This is a genomic window from Planobispora rosea, assembly GCF_014648175.1.
In the GTDB taxonomy this organism is placed as follows: domain Bacteria; phylum Actinomycetota; class Actinomycetes; order Streptosporangiales; family Streptosporangiaceae; genus Planobispora; species Planobispora rosea.
In genome coordinates, this window is record NZ_BMQP01000035.1 from 31,753 (window position 1) to 49,068 (window position 17,316).

16 protein-coding genes, 1 tRNA gene and 1 pseudogene are annotated in these 17,316 nt (G+C 70.3%); 14 read left to right on the top strand and 4 right to left on the bottom strand.

Translation table 11 applies throughout. The features are described from left to right. The first annotated feature begins 191 nt into the window (after nucleotides 1-191). Nucleotides 192-1,772 (top strand): hypothetical protein, encoded by a 1,581-nt coding sequence (locus IEZ08_RS28395; protein ID WP_189243339.1) that lies wholly within the window; start codon nucleotides 192-194, stop codon nucleotides 1,770-1,772. A gap of 445 nt (nucleotides 1,773-2,217) precedes the next feature. On the opposite strand, the gene IEZ08_RS28400 is transcribed toward IEZ08_RS28395, so the two are convergent. After that, nucleotides 2,218-2,291: transfer RNA gene (locus IEZ08_RS28400), tRNA-Arg, on the bottom strand. 93 nt (nucleotides 2,292-2,384) lie between these two features. Here IEZ08_RS28400 and IEZ08_RS28405 point away from each other — a divergent pair. The 9 genes from IEZ08_RS28405 (at nucleotide 2,385) to IEZ08_RS28445 (ending at nucleotide 11,009) form a co-directional block, all read left to right on the top strand. Further along, complete coding sequence (locus IEZ08_RS28405; protein WP_189243340.1) at nucleotides 2,385-3,317, top strand: tyrosine-type recombinase/integrase; 933 nt, start codon at nucleotides 2,385-2,387, stop codon at nucleotides 3,315-3,317. 276 nt (nucleotides 3,318-3,593) lie between these two features. Then, nucleotides 3,594-3,905, top strand: coding sequence for an STAS domain-containing protein (locus IEZ08_RS28410; protein WP_189243341.1), 312 nt, complete (start codon nucleotides 3,594-3,596; stop codon nucleotides 3,903-3,905). Between the two features lie 110 nt (nucleotides 3,906-4,015). Continuing rightward, nucleotides 4,016-5,992, top strand: a complete 1,977-nt coding sequence (locus IEZ08_RS28415; RefSeq protein WP_229803587.1) for a PP2C family protein-serine/threonine phosphatase — start codon at nucleotides 4,016-4,018, stop codon at nucleotides 5,990-5,992. Further along, nucleotides 5,985-6,416 carry an ATP-binding protein gene (locus tag IEZ08_RS28420; protein WP_189243342.1) on the top strand — a complete coding sequence of 144 codons (432 nt, stop codon included), beginning with the start codon at nucleotides 5,985-5,987 and terminating at the stop codon, nucleotides 6,414-6,416. The genes IEZ08_RS28415 and IEZ08_RS28420 overlap by 8 nt, the downstream gene beginning before the upstream one ends. A gap of 180 nt (nucleotides 6,417-6,596) precedes the next feature. Beyond that, nucleotides 6,597-7,271, top strand: a complete 675-nt coding sequence (locus IEZ08_RS28425; RefSeq protein WP_189243343.1) for a PadR family transcriptional regulator — start codon at nucleotides 6,597-6,599, stop codon at nucleotides 7,269-7,271. 86 nt (nucleotides 7,272-7,357) lie between these two features. After that, nucleotides 7,358-8,155: a phosphotransferase gene (locus tag IEZ08_RS28430; protein ID WP_189243344.1), complete on the top strand. Its 798-nt coding sequence runs from the start codon at nucleotides 7,358-7,360 to the stop codon at nucleotides 8,153-8,155. A 67-nt stretch (nucleotides 8,156-8,222) separates the two neighbouring features. Beyond that, a complete protein-coding gene (locus tag IEZ08_RS28435) occupies nucleotides 8,223-9,152 on the top strand; it encodes a cobalamin biosynthesis protein (protein ID WP_268249371.1) in 930 nt (309 codons plus the stop codon). Between the two features lie 118 nt (nucleotides 9,153-9,270). Beyond that, complete coding sequence (locus IEZ08_RS28440; protein WP_189243346.1) at nucleotides 9,271-10,800, top strand: cobyric acid synthase; 1,530 nt, start codon at nucleotides 9,271-9,273, stop codon at nucleotides 10,798-10,800. An 8-nt stretch (nucleotides 10,801-10,808) separates the two neighbouring features. Beyond that, entirely contained in the window at nucleotides 10,809-11,009 is a 201-nt protein-coding gene (locus tag IEZ08_RS28445; protein WP_203863514.1) for an SHOCT domain-containing protein, read from the top strand. Between the two features lie 103 nt (nucleotides 11,010-11,112). On the opposite strand, the gene IEZ08_RS28450 is transcribed toward IEZ08_RS28445, so the two are convergent. Then, nucleotides 11,113-11,274, bottom strand: coding sequence for a hypothetical protein (locus IEZ08_RS28450; protein ID WP_176728582.1), 162 nt, complete (start codon nucleotides 11,272-11,274; stop codon nucleotides 11,113-11,115). 100 nt (nucleotides 11,275-11,374) lie between these two features. On the opposite strand from IEZ08_RS28450, the gene IEZ08_RS28455 reads away from it, so the two are divergent. The 3 genes from IEZ08_RS28455 to IEZ08_RS28465 all read left to right on the top strand — a co-directional run bounded on the left by IEZ08_RS28455 (nucleotide 11,375) and on the right by IEZ08_RS28465 (nucleotide 14,282). Continuing rightward, nucleotides 11,375-12,292 carry an ABC transporter ATP-binding protein gene (locus IEZ08_RS28455; protein ID WP_068925868.1) on the top strand — a complete coding sequence of 306 codons (918 nt, stop codon included), beginning with the start codon at nucleotides 11,375-11,377 and terminating at the stop codon, nucleotides 12,290-12,292. Next, nucleotides 12,273-13,073 (top strand): DUF2705 family protein, encoded by an 801-nt coding sequence (locus tag IEZ08_RS28460; protein WP_068925867.1) that lies wholly within the window; start codon nucleotides 12,273-12,275, stop codon nucleotides 13,071-13,073. Before IEZ08_RS28455 ends, IEZ08_RS28460 begins: the two co-directional genes overlap by 20 nt. A 99-nt stretch (nucleotides 13,074-13,172) precedes the next feature. After that, nucleotides 13,173-14,282 (top strand): PucR family transcriptional regulator, encoded by a 1,110-nt coding sequence (locus tag IEZ08_RS28465; protein ID WP_229803591.1) that lies wholly within the window; start codon nucleotides 13,173-13,175, stop codon nucleotides 14,280-14,282. A gap of 27 nt (nucleotides 14,283-14,309) precedes the next feature. Here the strand turns inward: IEZ08_RS28465 and IEZ08_RS28470 are convergent. Beyond that, a pseudogene (locus IEZ08_RS28470) lies at nucleotides 14,310-15,488 on the bottom strand (MFS transporter); the annotation flags it as partial. A 67-nt stretch (nucleotides 15,489-15,555) separates the two neighbouring features. Here IEZ08_RS28470 and IEZ08_RS28475 point away from each other — a divergent pair. Further along, nucleotides 15,556-16,209 (top strand): winged helix-turn-helix domain-containing protein, encoded by a 654-nt coding sequence (locus IEZ08_RS28475; protein ID WP_189243347.1) that lies wholly within the window; start codon nucleotides 15,556-15,558, stop codon nucleotides 16,207-16,209. Between the two features lie 89 nt (nucleotides 16,210-16,298). Here the strand turns inward: IEZ08_RS28475 and IEZ08_RS28480 are convergent, their stop codons facing one another. Continuing rightward, nucleotides 16,299-17,258: a quinone oxidoreductase family protein gene (locus IEZ08_RS28480; protein ID WP_068929064.1), complete on the bottom strand. Its 960-nt coding sequence runs from the start codon at nucleotides 17,256-17,258 to the stop codon at nucleotides 16,299-16,301. Nucleotides 17,259-17,316: the final 58 nt, after the last annotated feature.

The window sequence follows — 17,316 nt, forward strand, 5'->3', positions numbered from 1 at the left end:
AAAGCGGCCGACGACGCCCAGGAACGGGCTCGATCGCAGCCGCTCGCGGTGCCCTGGAGTCGGGGCCTTTCCCCGCCCGGGCTACCGCACCACACCGCTTCAGCGAGGAATCAGCAGGCCGGCCCCTCAACCGGGCCGGCACCGATCGATTGCTGGAATCCGCAGAGAAACCCCATGAGGACCTCCGGGTCTTGCTGAAGGAATTCAACGAGCTCGGTGAAACCCAGCGCACTCTGATCGTGCGGCATCTGGAGTTGTTCCTGGACGGGCCGATCGAGGACCAGATGTGGCACCACGCCCTGACACGGGCCAAGCTGGAGCAGATGGCCAAGGGCCGGGCCGATCGCGTCTGGAAGTTCTTCGAACCAGCACCTGCAGAGCCTCGGGTGCGTCCACCGCAGCCGGTCGACGTTCCCTTCGCTGTTTGGGCTCAGGCCGTGGCGGCAACTGTCGTCTTTGTCATCGCGACACTCCACATCGGCTATCTGCTGGCACAGGCAGGTCAGGTCATCGAGTTGCTCACCTACCTGCTGAGCGTCATCGGCGGTTACTTCGGCGCGCGCAACGGCGCGGAATGGCGCTTCAGAACAGTACACCGCCATGCGAAAGACATGGAGTACGGAACGCTGCAGCACAGGAGCAGCGCGCCTGCCGGCGGTTTCGCCAGCAAAGTGGATGAGCGATTCGGCTACTACTTCGCCAAATACGTTCCGCACGGTGCGAACCGCGACATCTGGCTGGCCAGAACAGCGGGAATCCGCAACAGCCTGCGCAACGAGATCGTCGATGCCTACCGGGAGACGAGGACCGGATCCGAGGAGATCCATTGGCTGATCCGGCATCGTGTCCAGGACGTCAGAGATCAGTGGAGGAAGGGCACGCTGTGGAACTACCGTGAGGAGCTGGCGACACCGCTGGTGACAAAAGCAGCGACCATCTTCGGAGTAGTCGCTCTCATGGCCGGTGGAATATGGGCAGCAAGTGGCGCTGTACAGGCCGTCCCTCTGAGTGCGGTTCGCTCGATGGCTCTTGTCCTGGCAAGCGGATGGATCGCCGCCCGCGCCTGGCTGCACATCACCCTTGAACGCCGACGGTATACCACCGACGAGCGCGAAGCTGATCAAAGGCTGGAGAAGAGCTGGGAGGCCTTCGGCAAATGGAAGGAGAAGCTGGCCGACAAACCCGACGACCTGGAGATATCCGCCTGGCTGGACTGCGACCGGAAAGTGCTGCTGGACGAGGCATTGCAGCACTACAAGCTGACCATGAGCAATGTTGTCGCTCATGCCTTCATCGAAGCACCTGCTTCCTCGGCGAAGCGTGCTCGGGTACGGGGCGGGCCTTGGCGCTATAAGAAATATCAGCTTCTCGTCTTCCTTCTTACCGAAGACGGAGTACGTCAGCTCACCGTCACCCTCGACTTCGAACGAGGTACGTTCCACGATCGGCAGCGGACCAACTACCGCTTCGAAGCGGTCGCGGCCGTACGAGTAAACCAAGCGGACAATGATGAACGGACTTTCGATCTCGCGCTCATCGACGGGCAGAAGATCAGTGTTCAGGTGACGGGTCCGGGAATGGAGGAACTCCAGCAGGACGAGCAACCTGGAACGGTGTCCGAGGTGACGCTTGATGCCTCAGGTATTCACCATACGCTCCATGTTCTGGAGGGGGTTGCCGCAGAAGGGAAGGAATGGATTTCACGCGAGCGCGGGCGTGGAGAGGAGCGTGCGGGGAAATTCGCAGCCGTTATGAAGAACTCCGAGTCCTGACTGTGAATGGTGCAGCCACCGTATGGTACTTCAGGATCCAGATATTCGGATGGATGATGTCACCGGGGCGAAGCGGAACAATCAAGAACGCCGAGGTTACGGGACTCCGTCGTGATGCGACGGTCTGCGGTATCGGACCCTGCTCCGTGCCGAACCAGGCTGCGGCACAGGACCTGAACGGTTCGACCGCCTGGTTGCTTTCAGTGTTGAGAGGTCGGCGGGGTCCCTCTCTGTCGCCGAGGGCATGAGAGAGCAGGGGTGCTCGCAGAAGCGCTGTGGGCTCGGAAGGTGCTGTGACGGACGAGCGTGGAGGGCCGCGCTTCTGGCGATCATGGTGTGCGCACGGTCCGTGCACGCGAGCACGCCAGGAGCACGCAGGGGCCGGAACTTCATTCCAGAAGAGGCCCGCCCTCCGAGTTTTCGCAGGTCAGGCCATGATCAAAAGCGCGCCCTGCAGGATTCGAACCTGCGACCGTCGGATTAGAAGTCCGGTGCTCTATCCAGCTGAGCTAAGGGCGCTTGAATTTACCGCCTGACCAGCATTTTAACTGGCTATGTGAGACGGTAGCATAACAGTGCACCGGTCGAACAGTATCGGATTTGGAGGGACCCATGGCGCGCTCCCGAAGACAGGTCCCGTCCTCGCCCCGCCTGCTCGACATGGTCGCCTCGTGGGAGCTGTCCCTCCGGGCGGCCGGCAAGTCGCCGGGTACGGTCCGCAGCTACCTCGACAGCGTACGCGCCCTCGCCTCGTTTCTCGCCGAGCACGAGCCGCCGGTCGATGTCGAGACGGTCGGCGCCGGGAACGTCCGGGCTTTCCTCACCGCCAGCCGTGAGGCCACCAGCGCGGGCAACGCGCACAAGCACTTCCGGAACCTGCGGGTGTTCTTCAACTGGCTGATCGCCGAGGGGGAGCGGACCGCCGCGAGTCCGCTGGACGGCGTCGATCCGCCCAGTGGCGCGTCCCGGCCTGCCGACCCGCTGACCGACCGGGAACTGGAAGCACTGCTGGAGACCTGCTCCGGCGGTACGTGGGTGGACCTCCGAGACACCGCGATCATCCGCATCCTCATGGACAACGGCATGCGCGTGTCCGGCCTGGCCGGGCTGCGCTACAGCGCCGACGACGAGCAGGCCAACGACGTGTGGCTGGACCGTCACATCCTGAGGACCACCCTCAGGGACGGGAGCGTGCACCTGGCGCCGATCGGCGGCAGGACCGCCGTGGCGATCGACCGTTACCTGCGCTCACGCGTCCGGCACCCGCACGCCGCCTCGCCGTGGTTATGGCTGCCGGTACGCGGCATCACCGCCGAGGGGGGAGAGCGGCGGCTGACCGTCACCGGCATCCAGCAGATGCTGGAACGGCGCGGCCGGGAGGCGGGGATCGCGGGACGGCTGCATCCGCACCGGTTCCGCCACACCATGGCCGGCCACTACCTGGAAGCGGGCGGCGACCCGCTGAACCTGATGCGGATCGCCGGTTGGAAGAGCATGGAAATGGTGCGCCGTCGCATCGGAGCGCGCGCCGACGGGTGGAAATAGGGGGCGTGCCACGCCGGCGGGCGGGGACAGACGAGTGGCACAAGGAAAAGGCGCGGGCATAAGGCGTGAGATATGAGCCGCGAGGCACGAAGCGCGAGATACAAGCCGTAAGGCGACCGGTTATGCGCCCACCGGCCTGACAACGGGCGGTTTCTTACGAAACAATGAGGAGTTTCTTCGCTCTGGAACTCGCGCCGCCTGTGCCCGATCGAGTGAACCCGTACGACGGGCTGACCGATCCCGGGCCCGTCTCGGTCGGCAGAGAAGAGGACTCCCATGGACGCGGTGTCGGTCAACACGGTTCCCGGCGGCGCACTGCACGTGGTGCTGCGCGGTGAGATCGATTTCACCAACTCCGCCTGGGTGCGGAAGGTGATCTGCGACGCGGTGGCCGAGCAGCGTCCGCCGGCGGTGCGGGTCGAGATGGCCGAGGTGGCGTTCCTGGACTCCTCCGGCATCGGGATGCTGGTGGACGTCATGAGAGCGGCCGGAGAGGCGGATGCGGCCTTCCGGGTGGAGCACCCCACCTCAAGGGTCTATGACCAGTTGCGTACGGCCGGCCTGCTGGCGGCGTTCGGGCTCCCCTGAGCGATGGGTGACGGGCGATGGGCGTGTGCTCACATCGCCGGCGGGGCCGTACCCGCCGGTGGACGGATAGGGCCGTTGACAGTGACTGACGGAGATGGCTGGATCGGCTGATGGAGCCGGAGCAGGACTACCTGAGACGCCTAGCCGACATCGACGCCAGAGTCGAGCAGGCCCGGGCCGATCCCGAGGTGGTGCTCGGGCGTGCGGCCGGGCTGCTCGCCGGACGGACCGGGTGCCGGGTGGACGAGGCCCACGCCCATCTGCTGAGGCTGGCGGCCGAGCGGGAAGGCGACGTGGGGAAGACGGCCGCCGACGTGCTGGCGGCGCTGGAGGGCGGCCGTACACCGCACGAACCGGATCGGCTGCGCGCAATGACGGACACGGTCCTGCGGACCCCGTCCCGCGACCGCCACCCGCAGCCTCCCGGTCCCGGACATCTTCCGGGTCCCGCCGTCGCACCCGGTCCCGCCGTCGCACCCGGTCCCGCCGTCCCGCCCGGTAACGGCTCCCCGCCCGTGGGGAGCGGCTGGGCGGACATCGTGCAGCAGGTCCTCGACGCCGTACCGGGCAGTCACACCGCGTTGATGCCGGTGCGGGACCGGGCCGGACGGATCGAGGACTACGTGTTCGCGGCGGTGAGCCCGTCGGTGGTGGACCTTTCGGGGCGCCGCGGCACGCAGATCGTGGGCCGGCGGATGAGCGAGACCTATCCCACCATCGTGAACGGGCCGGTCTGGGAGATATGGGAGAAGTCGATCGCCGACGGCCTGCCGCGCGAGGTCGGGCCGGTCCCCTACGTCAGTCCCAGTGATCGGGCGCCGGCCGGCGTGACCTTCACCGTCCGGGTGCAGCCGGTCGGCCCGGGCCTGCTCAACAGCTGGATCCGGCACGACGAGGAGGCCCGGCTCGCCGAGCGCATCGACCAGACCGAACGGCTGGGCAACCTCGGCTGGGGCGAGTGGGATCTGATCACCGGGGATATCGTCTGGTCCGAAGGGCTGTACCGCATCTACGAACGCGACCCGGCGGACGGGCCGATGCCCAGCGCGGAGAGCGACGCCCTCACAGTGCCCGAGGACGTGCCCCTGCGACAGCAGGCGGTCGAGATGTTCGGCCGCGGGCAGACCGTCGACGTGAGCTACCGGATCCGCGTCAGCGGCCGGATCAAGCACATCCGTACCATCGTGGATGCCGTGCGCGGCACGGACGGCCGGCCGGTCAGGATCTACGGGATCGTCCAGGACGTCACCGCCGGTGAGACCAGCCGCGCCAAACTCGCCGAGGTCGAGCAGCAGCTGCGCGAGCATCAGCGGAGCCTGGCCGCTGAGCACCGGCTGGCCGTGCAGCTCCAGCAGATCGTGCTGCCCATCCCGGAGACCCCCTTCGATCTGGCGGGACTGCGGGTCGCGGTGCGGTACTTGCCGGCCGAGAAGGCCAGCCAGGTCGGCGGGGACTGGTACCACGCAGCGGCCGCCGGTGACGGCAGCGTGGTGCTCGCCGTGGGCGACGTCGCCGGGCACGGCCTGCAGGCCGCCGCGGCCATGGCCCAGCTGCGCCATGCGATGGCCGCGCTGGCCGTGACCACCACCAGTGATCCGGCGGAGCTCCTGACACACCTCAACCGGCTGCTCTACACCGCCCGTTCGGCGGCCGAGCCGATGCCCGTGACCGCGACCGCGGTGGTGGCCCGCTACGACCCGCCCACCGGCGCGCTGAGGTGGGCCCAGGCGGGACACCCGGCACCGCTGCGCGCCCGCGCCGGTGTCACCGTCGAGCTGGACCGGCCGGAGGGGCCCCTGCTGGGCGCGTTCCCCGGGGCCCGTTACGACACCGCCACCGTCACGTTCGTCCCCGGTGACCTGCTGCTGTTCTACACCGACGGGCTCATCGAACACCGCGACCGGACCCTGGAGGAAGGGCTGGCCCCGATCGTGGCGACCCTCGACCGCGTCTCCGGTGAGCACAACCAGCAGCCCCTCGCCGAGCTTCTGTCGCAGCTGCGCCACGCCAACCCCGACGACGACGCCTGCATCCTCGCCGCCCGCCCGTTGCCCGCCGTGACCGGCAGGGGAGGTGGCGATGGCTGAACCTCCCGATCCCGGCCCCGGTGGCCCGGATCCGTCCGCCGGGCACCGCGTCGACCTGCTGGTCCGCGATTTCGACCTGGGCACGCTGGTCGCCGTACGGCACGAGGTGGAACAGTGCAGCGAACGGCACGGCCTGTCCGGCCTGGCGCTGTACCGCTTCATCGTCGCGGTCAACGAGATCACCACCAATGCGGTACGGCACGGCGGCGGGACCGGGCGACTGAGGCTCTGGCGCACCGATGGCCGGATCTGCTGCGAGGTCACCGATCGAGGACCGGGCATGCCCGCCTCCTCCGCGGACCACCGGCCCGTGCCGCCGGAGAGCAGCGGCGGCCGGGGGCTCTGGCTCGCCCGGCACGGCGTCAGACGCTTCACCGTGCGTACCGGCACCGGCGGCACCAGCGTCACCCTGGAAGCCATCTGATCACCGTCCCACCTCCGCCCCGCCTCTGCCCTGTCTCGGTCCTGCCTCCGCCGTGCCACTCCGCCGCGTCTCCGCAGGCACCGCTCCCCGTGCGTTCCGGGGCAGGCTCTCCCGGCCCGGGTTGCGATGCGTAATGGGTTGGCGAATACTCAAATTCGATTATTCGCCGGGAGGTGGTGCATGGCCCGCGGGCGTGGCAATCCATTGGCGCTGGCGGTGCTGGCGCTCCTGTTCGAACGGCCGATGCACCCGTACGAGATGGCCTCGACCATGCGCGCCCGGCGCAAGGAGGAGAGCATCAAGCTCAACTACGGCTCGCTGTACTCGGTCGTGGAGAGCCTGGTGAAGCGCGACCTGATCGAGGCGGTGGAGGTCATCCGCGAGGGCAGGCGGCCCGAGCGGACGGTGTACACGATCACAGAGCCGGGCAGGCTGGAGCTGTTCGACTGGCTCAGTGAGCTGATCAGTACACCGACGAGGGAGTACACCTCCTTCGAAGCGGGGTTGTCCCTGATCGGCGTGCTCCCGCCCGACGAGGCGATACGGCTGCTGGAGGAGCGCGTGCTCCGGCTGGAGCAGCGGCTTCACATGGAGGAGGCGCTGGGGGAGCTCACCGCCAAGCAGAGGCTGCCCCGGCTGGTCCTGATCGAGTGGGAGTACACGATGATGCTCCGCCGGGCCGAGCGCGACTGGGTGAACGGACTGCTGGAGGAGTTCCGCGAGGGCACGTTCGAGAGCTTGGACTTCTGGCGGACCTTCCACGGGGAACGCGTCATGCGCTCCGGGCGGCCCGTACCCCGGCCGCCGGACGACGATGATAATGGCAGTGATGACGATTACCAGAAATCACTGTAAGTCGCGTAATAGAACCCCCTAAAGACCTGGGTGATCCGCCCGAAACGGTCCCGACCACCGGGCGGATCGGTCTAGGCTCACGTGGCATGTTCGTCACCACGCTCCACGAGGAGATCCCCTTGCTGGGCGGTGACGTGACGGACGGGGTGGTGCGCGTCGGCGATACCGTGCGCAGGCCGACCCGTCCGTCCACGCCGTCCGTCCACGCGCTGCTCCGCCACCTGGAGGCGACGGGGTTCCAGGGCGCTCCCCGGGTGGTGGGCATCGACGAGCGGGGCCGGGAGGTCCTGACCTACCTGGAGGGCGAGTCGGGCCTGCGCCCGCTGCCGCCGTACGCGGCGACGGATGAGGCCCTGGCCGCCCTGGCCGGGCTGCTGCGGCGCTTCCACGACGCCGCCGCCACCTTCCGTCCGCCGCGCCACGCGGTTTGGGAGAACGGCTCCAACGACGACCTGGCGCCCGAGCTGGTCGGCCACTGCGACGTCAACCTCGACAACGTGATCTTCCGGGACGGCCTGCCGTACGCGCTGATCGACTTCGACCTGGCCCGGCCGACGACCCGACTCTTCGACGTGGTGACCACGCTGCGCCACTGGGCGCCGCTCGCCGACCCGGTGGACCTGGACCCGGTCCAGCGCGAGCTGGAGCCCGGTCCGCGCCTGCGCCTGTTCTGCGACGCCTACGGCCTGCGCCCGCGCGACCGGCGACGCCTGCTCGACCTGGCCCGCCTGCGTTTCAGCCGCTCCTACATCGCCATGCGGGCCAGGGCGGCCACTGGGGGCGGCTGGGCCCGGATGTGGGCCGACGGGGCGGGCACGCGCATCCGCCGGGCCGGAGCGTGGCTCGACAACCACCATGATGAGCTCTATGCCCATCTGGTCTAGAAACGTCCCTTCCAGCTCCGCCCTTCCGGGATCCGTTCCCCCCGGATCCCGTTCCTCCGCCGGGAAGATCTCCCCGGGTACGGCCCACGCGCTCGGGATGCTCACCGGAGTCGCCCTCGACGCGATCTTCGCCGACCCGCGCCGCGGGCATCCCGTCGCGCTGTTCGGCCGGGCCGCAGCCGCGCTGGAGAAGCGGTTGTACGCCGACTCCCGCGCCAACGGCGCCGCCCACGTCGCGATCTGCGTCGGATCGGCGGCGCTGCTCGGCGTCGTCGCCACCCGGGTGCGCGGCCCGCTGGCGCGGGGCGCGGTGAGCGCCGCGGCGACCTGGTCGGTGCTCGGCGGGACGACGCTCGGGCGCGAGGGCGCGGCCATGGCGGCGTTCCTGGAGGCCGGGGACCTGGCCGGAGCACGCGCGCGGCTGTCCCACCTGTGCGGGCGGGACCCGTCCCGTCTCCAGGAGGCCGAGCTGGCCAGGGCCACCGTCGAGTCGATCGCGGAGAACACCTCCGACGCCGTGGTGGCGCCGCTGGTGTGGGGGGCGGTGGCCGGGGTGCCGGGGCTGCTGGCCTACCGGGCGGTCAACACGCTGGACGCGATGATCGGCCACCGCAACGCCCGCTACGAGCGCTTCGGCTGGGCCGCCGCCCGGCTGGACGACGTGGCCAACGCCGTACCGGCCAGGATCACCGGCCTGCTCGCGGTCCTGACCGCCCCGCTCGCGGGAGGCTCGGCCGGGCGTGCGGCGGCCGTGCTGCGCAGGGACGGGCACCGGCACCCCAGCCCCAACGCGGGCCGGTGCGAGGCGGCGTTCGCCGGGGCGCTGGACGTGACGCTCGGCGGGACGAACGTCTACGGCGGCCGGACCGAGCACAGGCCGGAGATGGGTGACGGGCGCAAACCGGAAGTACGGGACATCCGGCGCTCGGTACGGCTGGCGCGCGCGGTAGGGTTCGCCGCTGCGGGGCTCGCCGTCCTCACCGCTCTCCGCGGGTGAACCGGCGGTCGCGGACGAGCACGGGCACGGACGGGCAGGCACGGACGGGCGGGCACGGACGGGCGCGGGCATGGGTACGGGCATGGGCGGTCATCGGCGGGAAGGCGGGCACGGAGGCATGAGGGGTTCACTGCTGGTCGCCGGGACGACCTCCGATGCGGGCAAGAGCGTCGTGACCGCGGGGATCTGCCGCTGGCTGGCCCGGCAGGGGGTGAAGGTCGCGCCGTACAAGGCGCAGAACATGTCGCTCAACTCCTTCGTCACCGCCGACGGCGCCGAGATCGGCCGGGCCCAGGCGATGCAGGCCGCCGCCTGCGGGCTGGAGCCGAGCGCCGACATGAACCCGATCCTGCTCAAACCGGGAAGCGACCGGCGCAGCCAGGTCGTGGTCATGGGCAGGCCGCTGGCCGACGTCGACGCGATGGAGTACTGGCAGGTCAAGGAGCGCCTGCGGGAGATCGCCGTGGACGCGCTGGAGCGGCTGCGGGACCGCTACGACGTGGTGGTCTGCGAGGGCGCGGGCAGCCCCGCGGAGATCAACCTGCGCCGGGGCGACATCGCGAACATGGGCCTGGCGCGCGCCGCGGACCTGCCCGTCATCGTGGTCGGGGACATCGACCGGGGCGGGGTCTTCGCCTCGTTGTACGGGACGGTGGCCCTGCTGGAGCCCGCCGACCAGGCCCTGGTCGCCGGGTTCCTGATCAACAAGTTCCGGGGCGCCCGGGAGCTCCTCGAACCGGGCCTCGACATGATCAGAAACCTGACCGGCCGCGAGGTGTACGGCGTGCTGCCCTGGCTGGACGGCCTCTGGCTCGACGTCGAGGACTCCCTCGCGCTGGACAACCGGCCCGCGGCTCCGGCGCGCACGCCGTACGGCAGGCAGACCCTGCGGGTGGCGGTGGTCAGGCTTCCGCGCATCTCCAACTTCACCGACGTCGACGCCCTCGCCTCCGAACCCGGCGTGGTCGTGCGGTTCGTGACCTCTCCGGCCGAGCTGGACGACGCCGACCTGGTGGTCCTGCCCGGCTCCCGCGCCACGGTCGCCGACCTGGCCTGGCTGCGCGCCACCGGCCTGGCCGACGCGCTGCCCGGCCGGGTGGTGCTGGGCATCTGCGGCGGCTACCAGATGCTCGCCCGGACCATCCACGACGACGTCGAATCGGGGGCCGGGCTGGTCGAGGGGCTCGGGCTGCTGCCCGCGACGGTGCGCTTCGCCCCGGACAAGACGCTGGGCCGCCCGGTCGGCAGCGCGTACGGCTGCCCCGTCGCCGCCTACGAGATCCACCACGGGGTGGTGACCGCCGAGGGCGGCGCCCCCTTCCTCGACGGCTGCCGGGCCGGGACCGTCTGGGGGACCACCTGGCACGGGGCCCTGGAGAACGACGACTTCCGCCGCGCGTTCCTCCGCGAGGCGGCCGCCGCCGCCGGTCGCGACTTCACCCCCGCGCCGGACACCTGCTTCGCCGCGCTGCGCGAGGAGCGCCTGGACGCCCTCGGGGATCTGATCGAGCGGAACGTCGACACCACCGCCCTGCTCCGCCTCCTGGAGGCCGGCGCCCCGCGAGACCTTCCGGTCCTGCCGCCGGGCGGACCCCTCCACGGGGCTCCGGATTTTTCGCAGAATGGGAGCATGGACGGTGAACGATGATCACCCGGATGCTCCTGGTCCTCCTCGTCATCGCCGTGCTCGCCGCGGTGATAGTCGGCATCGCGCTGGTGGTGCACACCTCCCGGCGGCGCACGCCCATCCCGGATCCCGACGACCCCCGCGAGATCCTCAGGCGCCGCTACGCGGCCGGTGAGATCGACGAGGACGAATACCTCCGCCGCATGTCCGGCCTCTCCCAGGACTGGTAGGACCCCCGAGCTCCGTGATCCGGGGAGTCGCGCCCCGCCCGGAGGGACCCAACTCCCCGGATCAAGGAACGTGCCCACCGGGGCGCCTTGACCGGTCATCCCTTCATGAAATAGCCGGATTCATCGGCGTTTCGTCGAGGTGGAGGGGCAGCTCGACCACGCCGCCCGTCGGCCTGCCCAGCCCCTCAAGGGTCTCCGGGACGGTGTACGGCCTGCGGTCGCCATAGGAGATCCGAGCCTCGTCCTGGGCGAGAGCGAGGAGCACCGGACGGTGAACGGCTTCCGGAAGTGGGAAGGGAACGGGCGGGCAAGTGTGGTGATCGGGTCATGGTCCGGATGATCGGTGCGGGAGCACCATCGGGGGCATGACAGCGGTAGTGGAGACCGAGGGACTGACCAAGTTCTACGGCAAGCGCCGGGGGCTTGAGGATCTCGACCTGGAGATCCGGCCCGGGGAGGTGTTCGGGTACCTCGGCCCGAACGGCGCAGGCAAGACGACGACCATCCGGCTCCTGCTCGACGTGATCCGCCCCACCCGGGGCCGGATGAGCGTGCTGGGGGCGGAACCCCGCGATCCGGCCGTGCGGAGCCGGATCGGCTACCTGCCCGGGGAACTGGCCCTGGAGGGCAACGAGAAGGCACGCGACTACCTCGCCTTCCTGGGCGGTGTGCGGGGCGGGGTGTCCAAGGACAGGATCTCGGCGCTCGCCGAGCGGCTGGACGCCGACCTGTCGGTGCCGATGGGCAAGCTCTCCAAGGGCAACAAGCAGAAGGTCGGGCTGATCCAGGCGTTCATGCACGAGCCGGAGTTCCTGATCCTGGACGAGCCGACCGGCGGCCTGGACCCCCTGGTGCAGCAGGAGTTCCTCGCGATGGTCCGCGAGGTGCGGGCGGGCGGGCGGACCGTGCTGATGTCCTCCCACGTGCTGGCCGAGGTCGAGGACGTCGCCGACCGGGTCGGCATCGTCCGCGGCGGCAGGCTCGTCGCGGTCGAGGACGTCACGGCGCTGCGGGAGAAGGCGGTGCGCCGGATGGAACTGCACTTCGAGACGCCGGTGCCCCGCGAGGCGTTCGAGGACCTGCCCGGCGTCCGGGACCTGCGGGTGGAGGGGGCCAGCGTGCGCTGCACGATCGACGGCCGCCCCGACGCGCTGATCAAGGCGGCGGCCCGGTTCACCGTGGTGCACCTGGTCAGCGCCGAGCCCGACCTGGAAGAGATCTTCCTGACCTACTACAGCGAGAACGAAGAGCAGGAGGGGCGTCATGCCCGCGCTGGTGTCTAAGAGCCTGCGGGACTACCGCAGGTCGCTGATCCGCTGGACGATCGGCATCGGGGCGTTCTTCACCCTCTACCTGTCGTTCTATCCGAACATCTCGGAGAACCAGGAGATCTACGGCCCGCAGGCCCTGGCGAAGTTCCCCGGTGCGATGCGCGACCTGATGGGCGGCATGGAGGACTTCACCTCCGGGATCGGCTATCTGAGTAGCGTGGTCTACCAGCTGTTCGGGCCGATGCTGTTCATCGCGTGCGCGATGATCCTCGGCAACCGGGCGATCGCCCAGCCTGAGGAGTCGGGCACGCTGGAGCTGACCGTCACCCTCCCGGTCGACCGCAGAAGGCTGGTCTTCGAGCGCTTCGTCGCGCTGGTCCTCGGCCTGCTGGCCGTCACCGTCGCGACGTTCCTGCTCGCCTGGGCACTGTCAGCTGTGGCTGACATGGGCGTCGCGTTCGGCCGGATCCTCGCGGCGCACACCGGGGTCTTCCTCCTGGCGCTGCTCTGCGGCACGCTCTCCCTGGCGGTCGGCGCGGCCACCGGGCACAAGGGGCTGGCGATGGCGGTGGTCGGCGTGGTCGCGGTCGGCGGCTACATCGTGGAGACCATGGGCAAGAACGTGGACTGGATCTCCTGGCTGCGCTGGGTCTCGCCGTTCCACTACTACCTGGACGGGGAACCCCTGTACCAGGGTTTCCCGGTGGGGAATTATCTTGTGCTGGCCGGGGCGACCGTCGTGCTGCTGCTCACCGCGATCCTCGCCTTCGACCGGCGCGACGTGGGAGTGTGACATGAGGTCGCAGAAGTCGGCATGCGATCGATCGAAAACACAGAGGTCGCAGAAGTCGGCATGCGATCGATCAGAGACGCAGAGATCGCAGAAGTCGGCATGCGATTAAACGAGGGGACCGCGGCGATGAAGGTGCCCGCCGACCTGCTCGGTGGGCATGTCCGCGTGCTGGACGAGGCGGTCGCGACCGGGAGGCTGCCGGGACGGGAGGCGCTTGACGCCTACCGGATGGCGGGGGCGCGGGCCGCCGAGCTGGGTCTGCCGCTGCGGGACCTGGTCGACACCGCCCTGGCCATGGCCGAGCCGGCCGAGCGCGACGGGCCCGGACGGGACGGAGATGCCGGTACGGCGCTGCTCCCGGCGCTGCGGCGAGTGGTCTCCGCCCTGATGGAGGGGTACGAGAACGCCCAGCGCCTGGCCGTCCGCCAGGAGGAGGCGGCCCGCAGGGAGTTCGTGGACGATCTGCTCCAGGGCCGCTCCGACCGGCTGGCCGAGCGCGCCGAGCACTTCGGCCTCCGGCTCGCCGAGTCCTACGTGGTTGCGGTGGCCCGCCCGGCCGTACCGGCCGGGCCGGGGGGCGGGGAGTTGCCGGCCCGGCGGATCGAGGATGCGCTGGTCACCCGGTTCGGCTCGCACAACGTGCTGATCGCCGCCCGGGACGGGCTGCTGGTCTGCGTCGCGCCCGGCAGTCTCACCGCGGCGACCGGGGAGTTCACCCATCACGTACGGCAGGCGTTCGCGCCGGGCTGGCGCGTCGGGGTGGGACGCCCGCACCGGGGGCCCGGCGGGGTGGTCGCCTCCTACCGGGAGGCGGGGAACGCGATCGAGCTGGGCGATCGGCTGGGGCTGCGGGCCGCTGTCCTCAAGGCCGCCGACCTGCTGGTCTTCCCGGTGCTGTTACGCGACAGGGAGGCCATCGACGACCTGGTCACGACCGTGCTGAGTCCGCTGCTGGAGGCGCGGGGCGGTCCGGAACCGCTGCTGCACACGCTGGAGGCCGTCTTCGCCGCGCAGGGGAACCAGAGCGCGGCGGCGCGCAAGCTCGGTATCAGCACCCGGGCGGTGACCTATCGCCTGGAGCGGATCCGCCGTCTCACCGGCTTCTCGCCCGACGATCCCACCCAGCGTTTCACCCTGGAGACCGCCGTCCTGGGCGCCCGTCTCCTCGATTGGCCCGCCCAGCCTCTCGCCTCCCAGGTCCGGAGCTGACGCGGCCTCGGCGGCGGCTACCGAGCGGGTCGTGACGCTCCGGCAGCTGAGGGCGACGGCCAGGACGCACAGCGCCGAGGCCGCGGTGAACACCGTCGGCAGACCGGCGACCGAGGCGAGCGCGCCGCCCCCGGCCGCGCCCAGCGGCATGGACCCCATGCCGATCAGACGGATGGCCGCGTTGACCCGGCCGAGCAGGTGCCCGGGGACGAGCCGCTGCCGCAGCGAGACCCGCAGGACGTTGGTGGCGGCGCTGGTGGCGCCCAGGAACACGGCGGTGACGCCGACGGCGGGGACGGTGGGGACGAGGACGGGCACGAGCAGCAGGACGCCGCCGGCCAGATCGGCGGTGACCAGTGTCCTGACCTGCCCGGCCCGCCGGGCGGTCCCGTTGGCCAGCAGCGATCCCGTCACGGCTCCGGCGGCCAGCGCCGCCATGAGGAGGCCGTACTGGCCGGGGGTGAGCCCCACCCGGGACTCCTCCCCGACGATCCACAGGACGAAGACCGCGAAATAGGCCGAGTTCGCGAAGTTGAGCATGCCTGACAGCAGGGCCAGATCCCGCAGGACCCGGTGGTTCCACAGGTGGCGGAGCCCTTCGGCGATGTCATGGCGGAGCGGCAGGGTGGAGGGTCTCTCGACCCGGAAACGCCCGCGCATGCCGAGCAGGGCGACTCCCGCCGCCGCGTAGAGCAGGGCGGGCACCCCGAACGCTGCAGCGGCGCCGGAGCCGACCAGGAGTCCGGCGGCGGGTCCTCCCAGGAAGTTGTTGCCGACGGTCTGCGCGGCGACGAGCTTGCCGTTGGCGTCGCCGAGCCGTTCCCGCGGCACGGTCATCGGCACCACCGACTGCGCCGAGGTGTCGGCGAAGACCTCCCCGGCGCCGAGCAGCAGGGCTCCGGCCAGCAGTGCGGGCAGGGTGAGCATCCCCAGCCAGGCCGCCAGGACCAGTGCGGTCAGGACTGCGACCCGGGTCCACGTGGTCAGGACCAGGATCCGCCGCCGGTCGTGCCGGTCGGCGAGTGCGCCCGCGTGCAGGGAGAGCAGCAGCCAGGGGAGAGTGGCCGCCGCGCTGACGAGCGAGACGAGCAGCGGTGAACGGGTCAGTGTGATCGCCAGCAGGGGCATGGTCACGACGACGACGCCGTCGGCGGTGTTGGACAGGCCCGAGGACGCCCACAGCCAGCGGAAGGGTTTTCCGGCCATCGTTGTCTCCGCTAATGTGTAAGGGAAAGTGTGCAAAAGTTTATTTGCAAAGATATGGCTGCAATTGATGGATGACAAGACCCCTGATCGCGCTCCCGGGTCGCTCGCCGGGAATCCGGCCCACGAACTCGACGCGTCGGCGCTCAAAGGTCTCGCCCACCCGGTACGGCTTCAGCTGCTGGAACTGCTCGACCACCACGGTCCCGCCACGGCGACCCAGCTCGCCGCCCGTACCGGGGAGAACACCGGCTCGACGAGCTACCACCTGCGCCAGCTCGCCCGGCACGGCCTCATCGAGGAGGTGTCCGGGCGTGGGAAGGGCAAGGAGCGCTGGTGGCGCTCCCGGCGGTTCGGGTTCGACGGGGACCGGTTCCGCCGCGACCCCGACACGGCGCAGGCGGCGGAGTTCCTGCTCGCCGAACTGCTCCGCAAGCGCGGCGCCGAACTCGGCCGCTGGCTGGAGGAATCGCGGACCACTCCCCGCGAGTGGGTCGAGGCCACGGTCAACCTGCACGCCGTCGTGCGCATGACCCGGGAGGAGCTCGCCGGTCTCGTCCGGGAGGTCTCGCGGGTCGTCGACGCCCACGTCGAGAAGGTGCGGGGCCGTGAGGAGGACACCCCGGGCACCGCGCGGGTCATCGTCAACTTCGACGCCTTCCCCGTCGGTCTCGGCGGTCAGGACCCGCCGGAATCGACGGAATCGACGGAATCGACGGAATGACGTACGGCCGCCGCCTCGGAGACGAGGCGGCGGCCGTACGGGAACGCGCGTCGGGGGAGGGGCGGGGATCTGCCGGCGGTGCGGCGGGCTCAGGGGATGAGCAGGACCTTGCCGGTGGTACGGCGGGCCTCAAGGTCCTCGTGGGCGCGGGCCGCCTCGGACAGGGGGTAGCGGCGGGAGATGTGCACCCGCAGCTCACCGGAGGCCACCCAGCCGAAGATGTCGGAGGCCCGCCAGGCCAGCTCGTCACGGGTGGCGATGTAGGCCGCCAGGGTGGGCCGGGTCAGGAACAGCGAGCCTCCCCTGGCCAGGACCTGGGGATCGACCGGCGGGACCGGGCCGCTGGCCTGGCCGTACAGGGCCATCATGCCGCGCGGGCGCAGGGCGGCCAGGCTCTCCTCGAAGGTGGTCGCGCCCACGCCGTCGTAGACGACGTGCACCCCCGAGCCGGTCAGGTCGCGGACGGCGTCGGCGAAGCCCCGGTAGCGCAGGACCTCGTCGGCCCCCGCCTGCCGGGCCAGCTCCTCCTTCTCCTCGGTGGAGACGGTGCCGATCACCCGGGCTCCGCGGAGTTTGGCGATCTGGACGAGCAGCAGGCCCATGCCCCCGGCCGCCGCGTGCACCAGAACGTCGTCGCCCGGCCGCACCTCGTGCACCGAGTGGGTCAGGTAGTGCGCGGTGAGGCCCTGGAGACTGACGGCCGCCGCGACCTCCGGCTCGACCCCCTCAGGGAGCACGAGCAGGTGGGAGACCGGCACCACGGCCCTCTCGGCGTAGCTGCCCATCACGTTCGCCCAGGCCACCTTGTCGCCGACGGAAACGCCCTCCACGTCCTCGCCGACCGCGGCGACCGTGCCCGCGCCCTCGTTGCCGGGGACGAAGGGGAGCGAGAGCGGGTAGCGGCCGATCCGGTGGTAGACGTCGATGAAGTTCACGCCGCTGGCGGTGACGTCGACCAGGACGTCACCGGGGTTCAGCTCGGGCTCCGGGCAGTCCGAGTAGGTGAGGACCTCGGGGCCGCCGGTGGCGGAGACGACTATGGCGCGCATCGTGCCGGACTCCTTCGTTCGGGCGAGTGATTCGGTCATCCCCAACTCAGATCCGATC

What these genes read in the sequence shown, in the direction of transcription:
- IEZ08_RS28405 (WP_189243340.1), top strand. Translation starts at nt 2,385, where the DNA reads ATGGCGCGCTCCCGAAGACAGGTCCCGTCCTCGCCCCGCCTGCTCGAC.
- IEZ08_RS28410 (WP_189243341.1), top strand. Translation starts at nt 3,594, where the DNA reads ATGGACGCGGTGTCGGTCAACACGGTTCCCGGCGGCGCACTGCACGTG.
- IEZ08_RS28415 (WP_229803587.1), top strand. Translation starts at nt 4,016, where the DNA reads ATGGAGCCGGAGCAGGACTACCTGAGACGCCTAGCCGACATCGACGCC.
- IEZ08_RS28420 (WP_189243342.1), top strand. Translation starts at nt 5,985, where the DNA reads ATGGCTGAACCTCCCGATCCCGGCCCCGGTGGCCCGGATCCGTCCGCC.
- IEZ08_RS28425 (WP_189243343.1), top strand. Translation starts at nt 6,597, where the DNA reads ATGGCCCGCGGGCGTGGCAATCCATTGGCGCTGGCGGTGCTGGCGCTC.
- IEZ08_RS28430 (WP_189243344.1), top strand. Translation starts at nt 7,358, where the DNA reads ATGTTCGTCACCACGCTCCACGAGGAGATCCCCTTGCTGGGCGGTGAC.
- IEZ08_RS28440 (WP_189243346.1), top strand. Translation starts at nt 9,271, where the DNA reads ATGAGGGGTTCACTGCTGGTCGCCGGGACGACCTCCGATGCGGGCAAG.
- IEZ08_RS28445 (WP_203863514.1), top strand. Translation starts at nt 10,809, where the DNA reads ATGCTCCTGGTCCTCCTCGTCATCGCCGTGCTCGCCGCGGTGATAGTC.
- IEZ08_RS28455 (WP_068925868.1), top strand. Translation starts at nt 11,375, where the DNA reads ATGACAGCGGTAGTGGAGACCGAGGGACTGACCAAGTTCTACGGCAAG.
- IEZ08_RS28460 (WP_068925867.1), top strand. Translation starts at nt 12,273, where the DNA reads ATGCCCGCGCTGGTGTCTAAGAGCCTGCGGGACTACCGCAGGTCGCTG.
- IEZ08_RS28465 (WP_229803591.1), top strand. Translation starts at nt 13,173, where the DNA reads ATGCGATTAAACGAGGGGACCGCGGCGATGAAGGTGCCCGCCGACCTG.
- IEZ08_RS28475 (WP_189243347.1), top strand. Translation starts at nt 15,556, where the DNA reads ATGGATGACAAGACCCCTGATCGCGCTCCCGGGTCGCTCGCCGGGAAT.
- IEZ08_RS28480 (WP_068929064.1), bottom strand. Translation starts at nt 17,258, where the DNA reads ATGCGCGCCATAGTCGTCTCCGCCACCGGCGGCCCCGAGGTCCTCACC.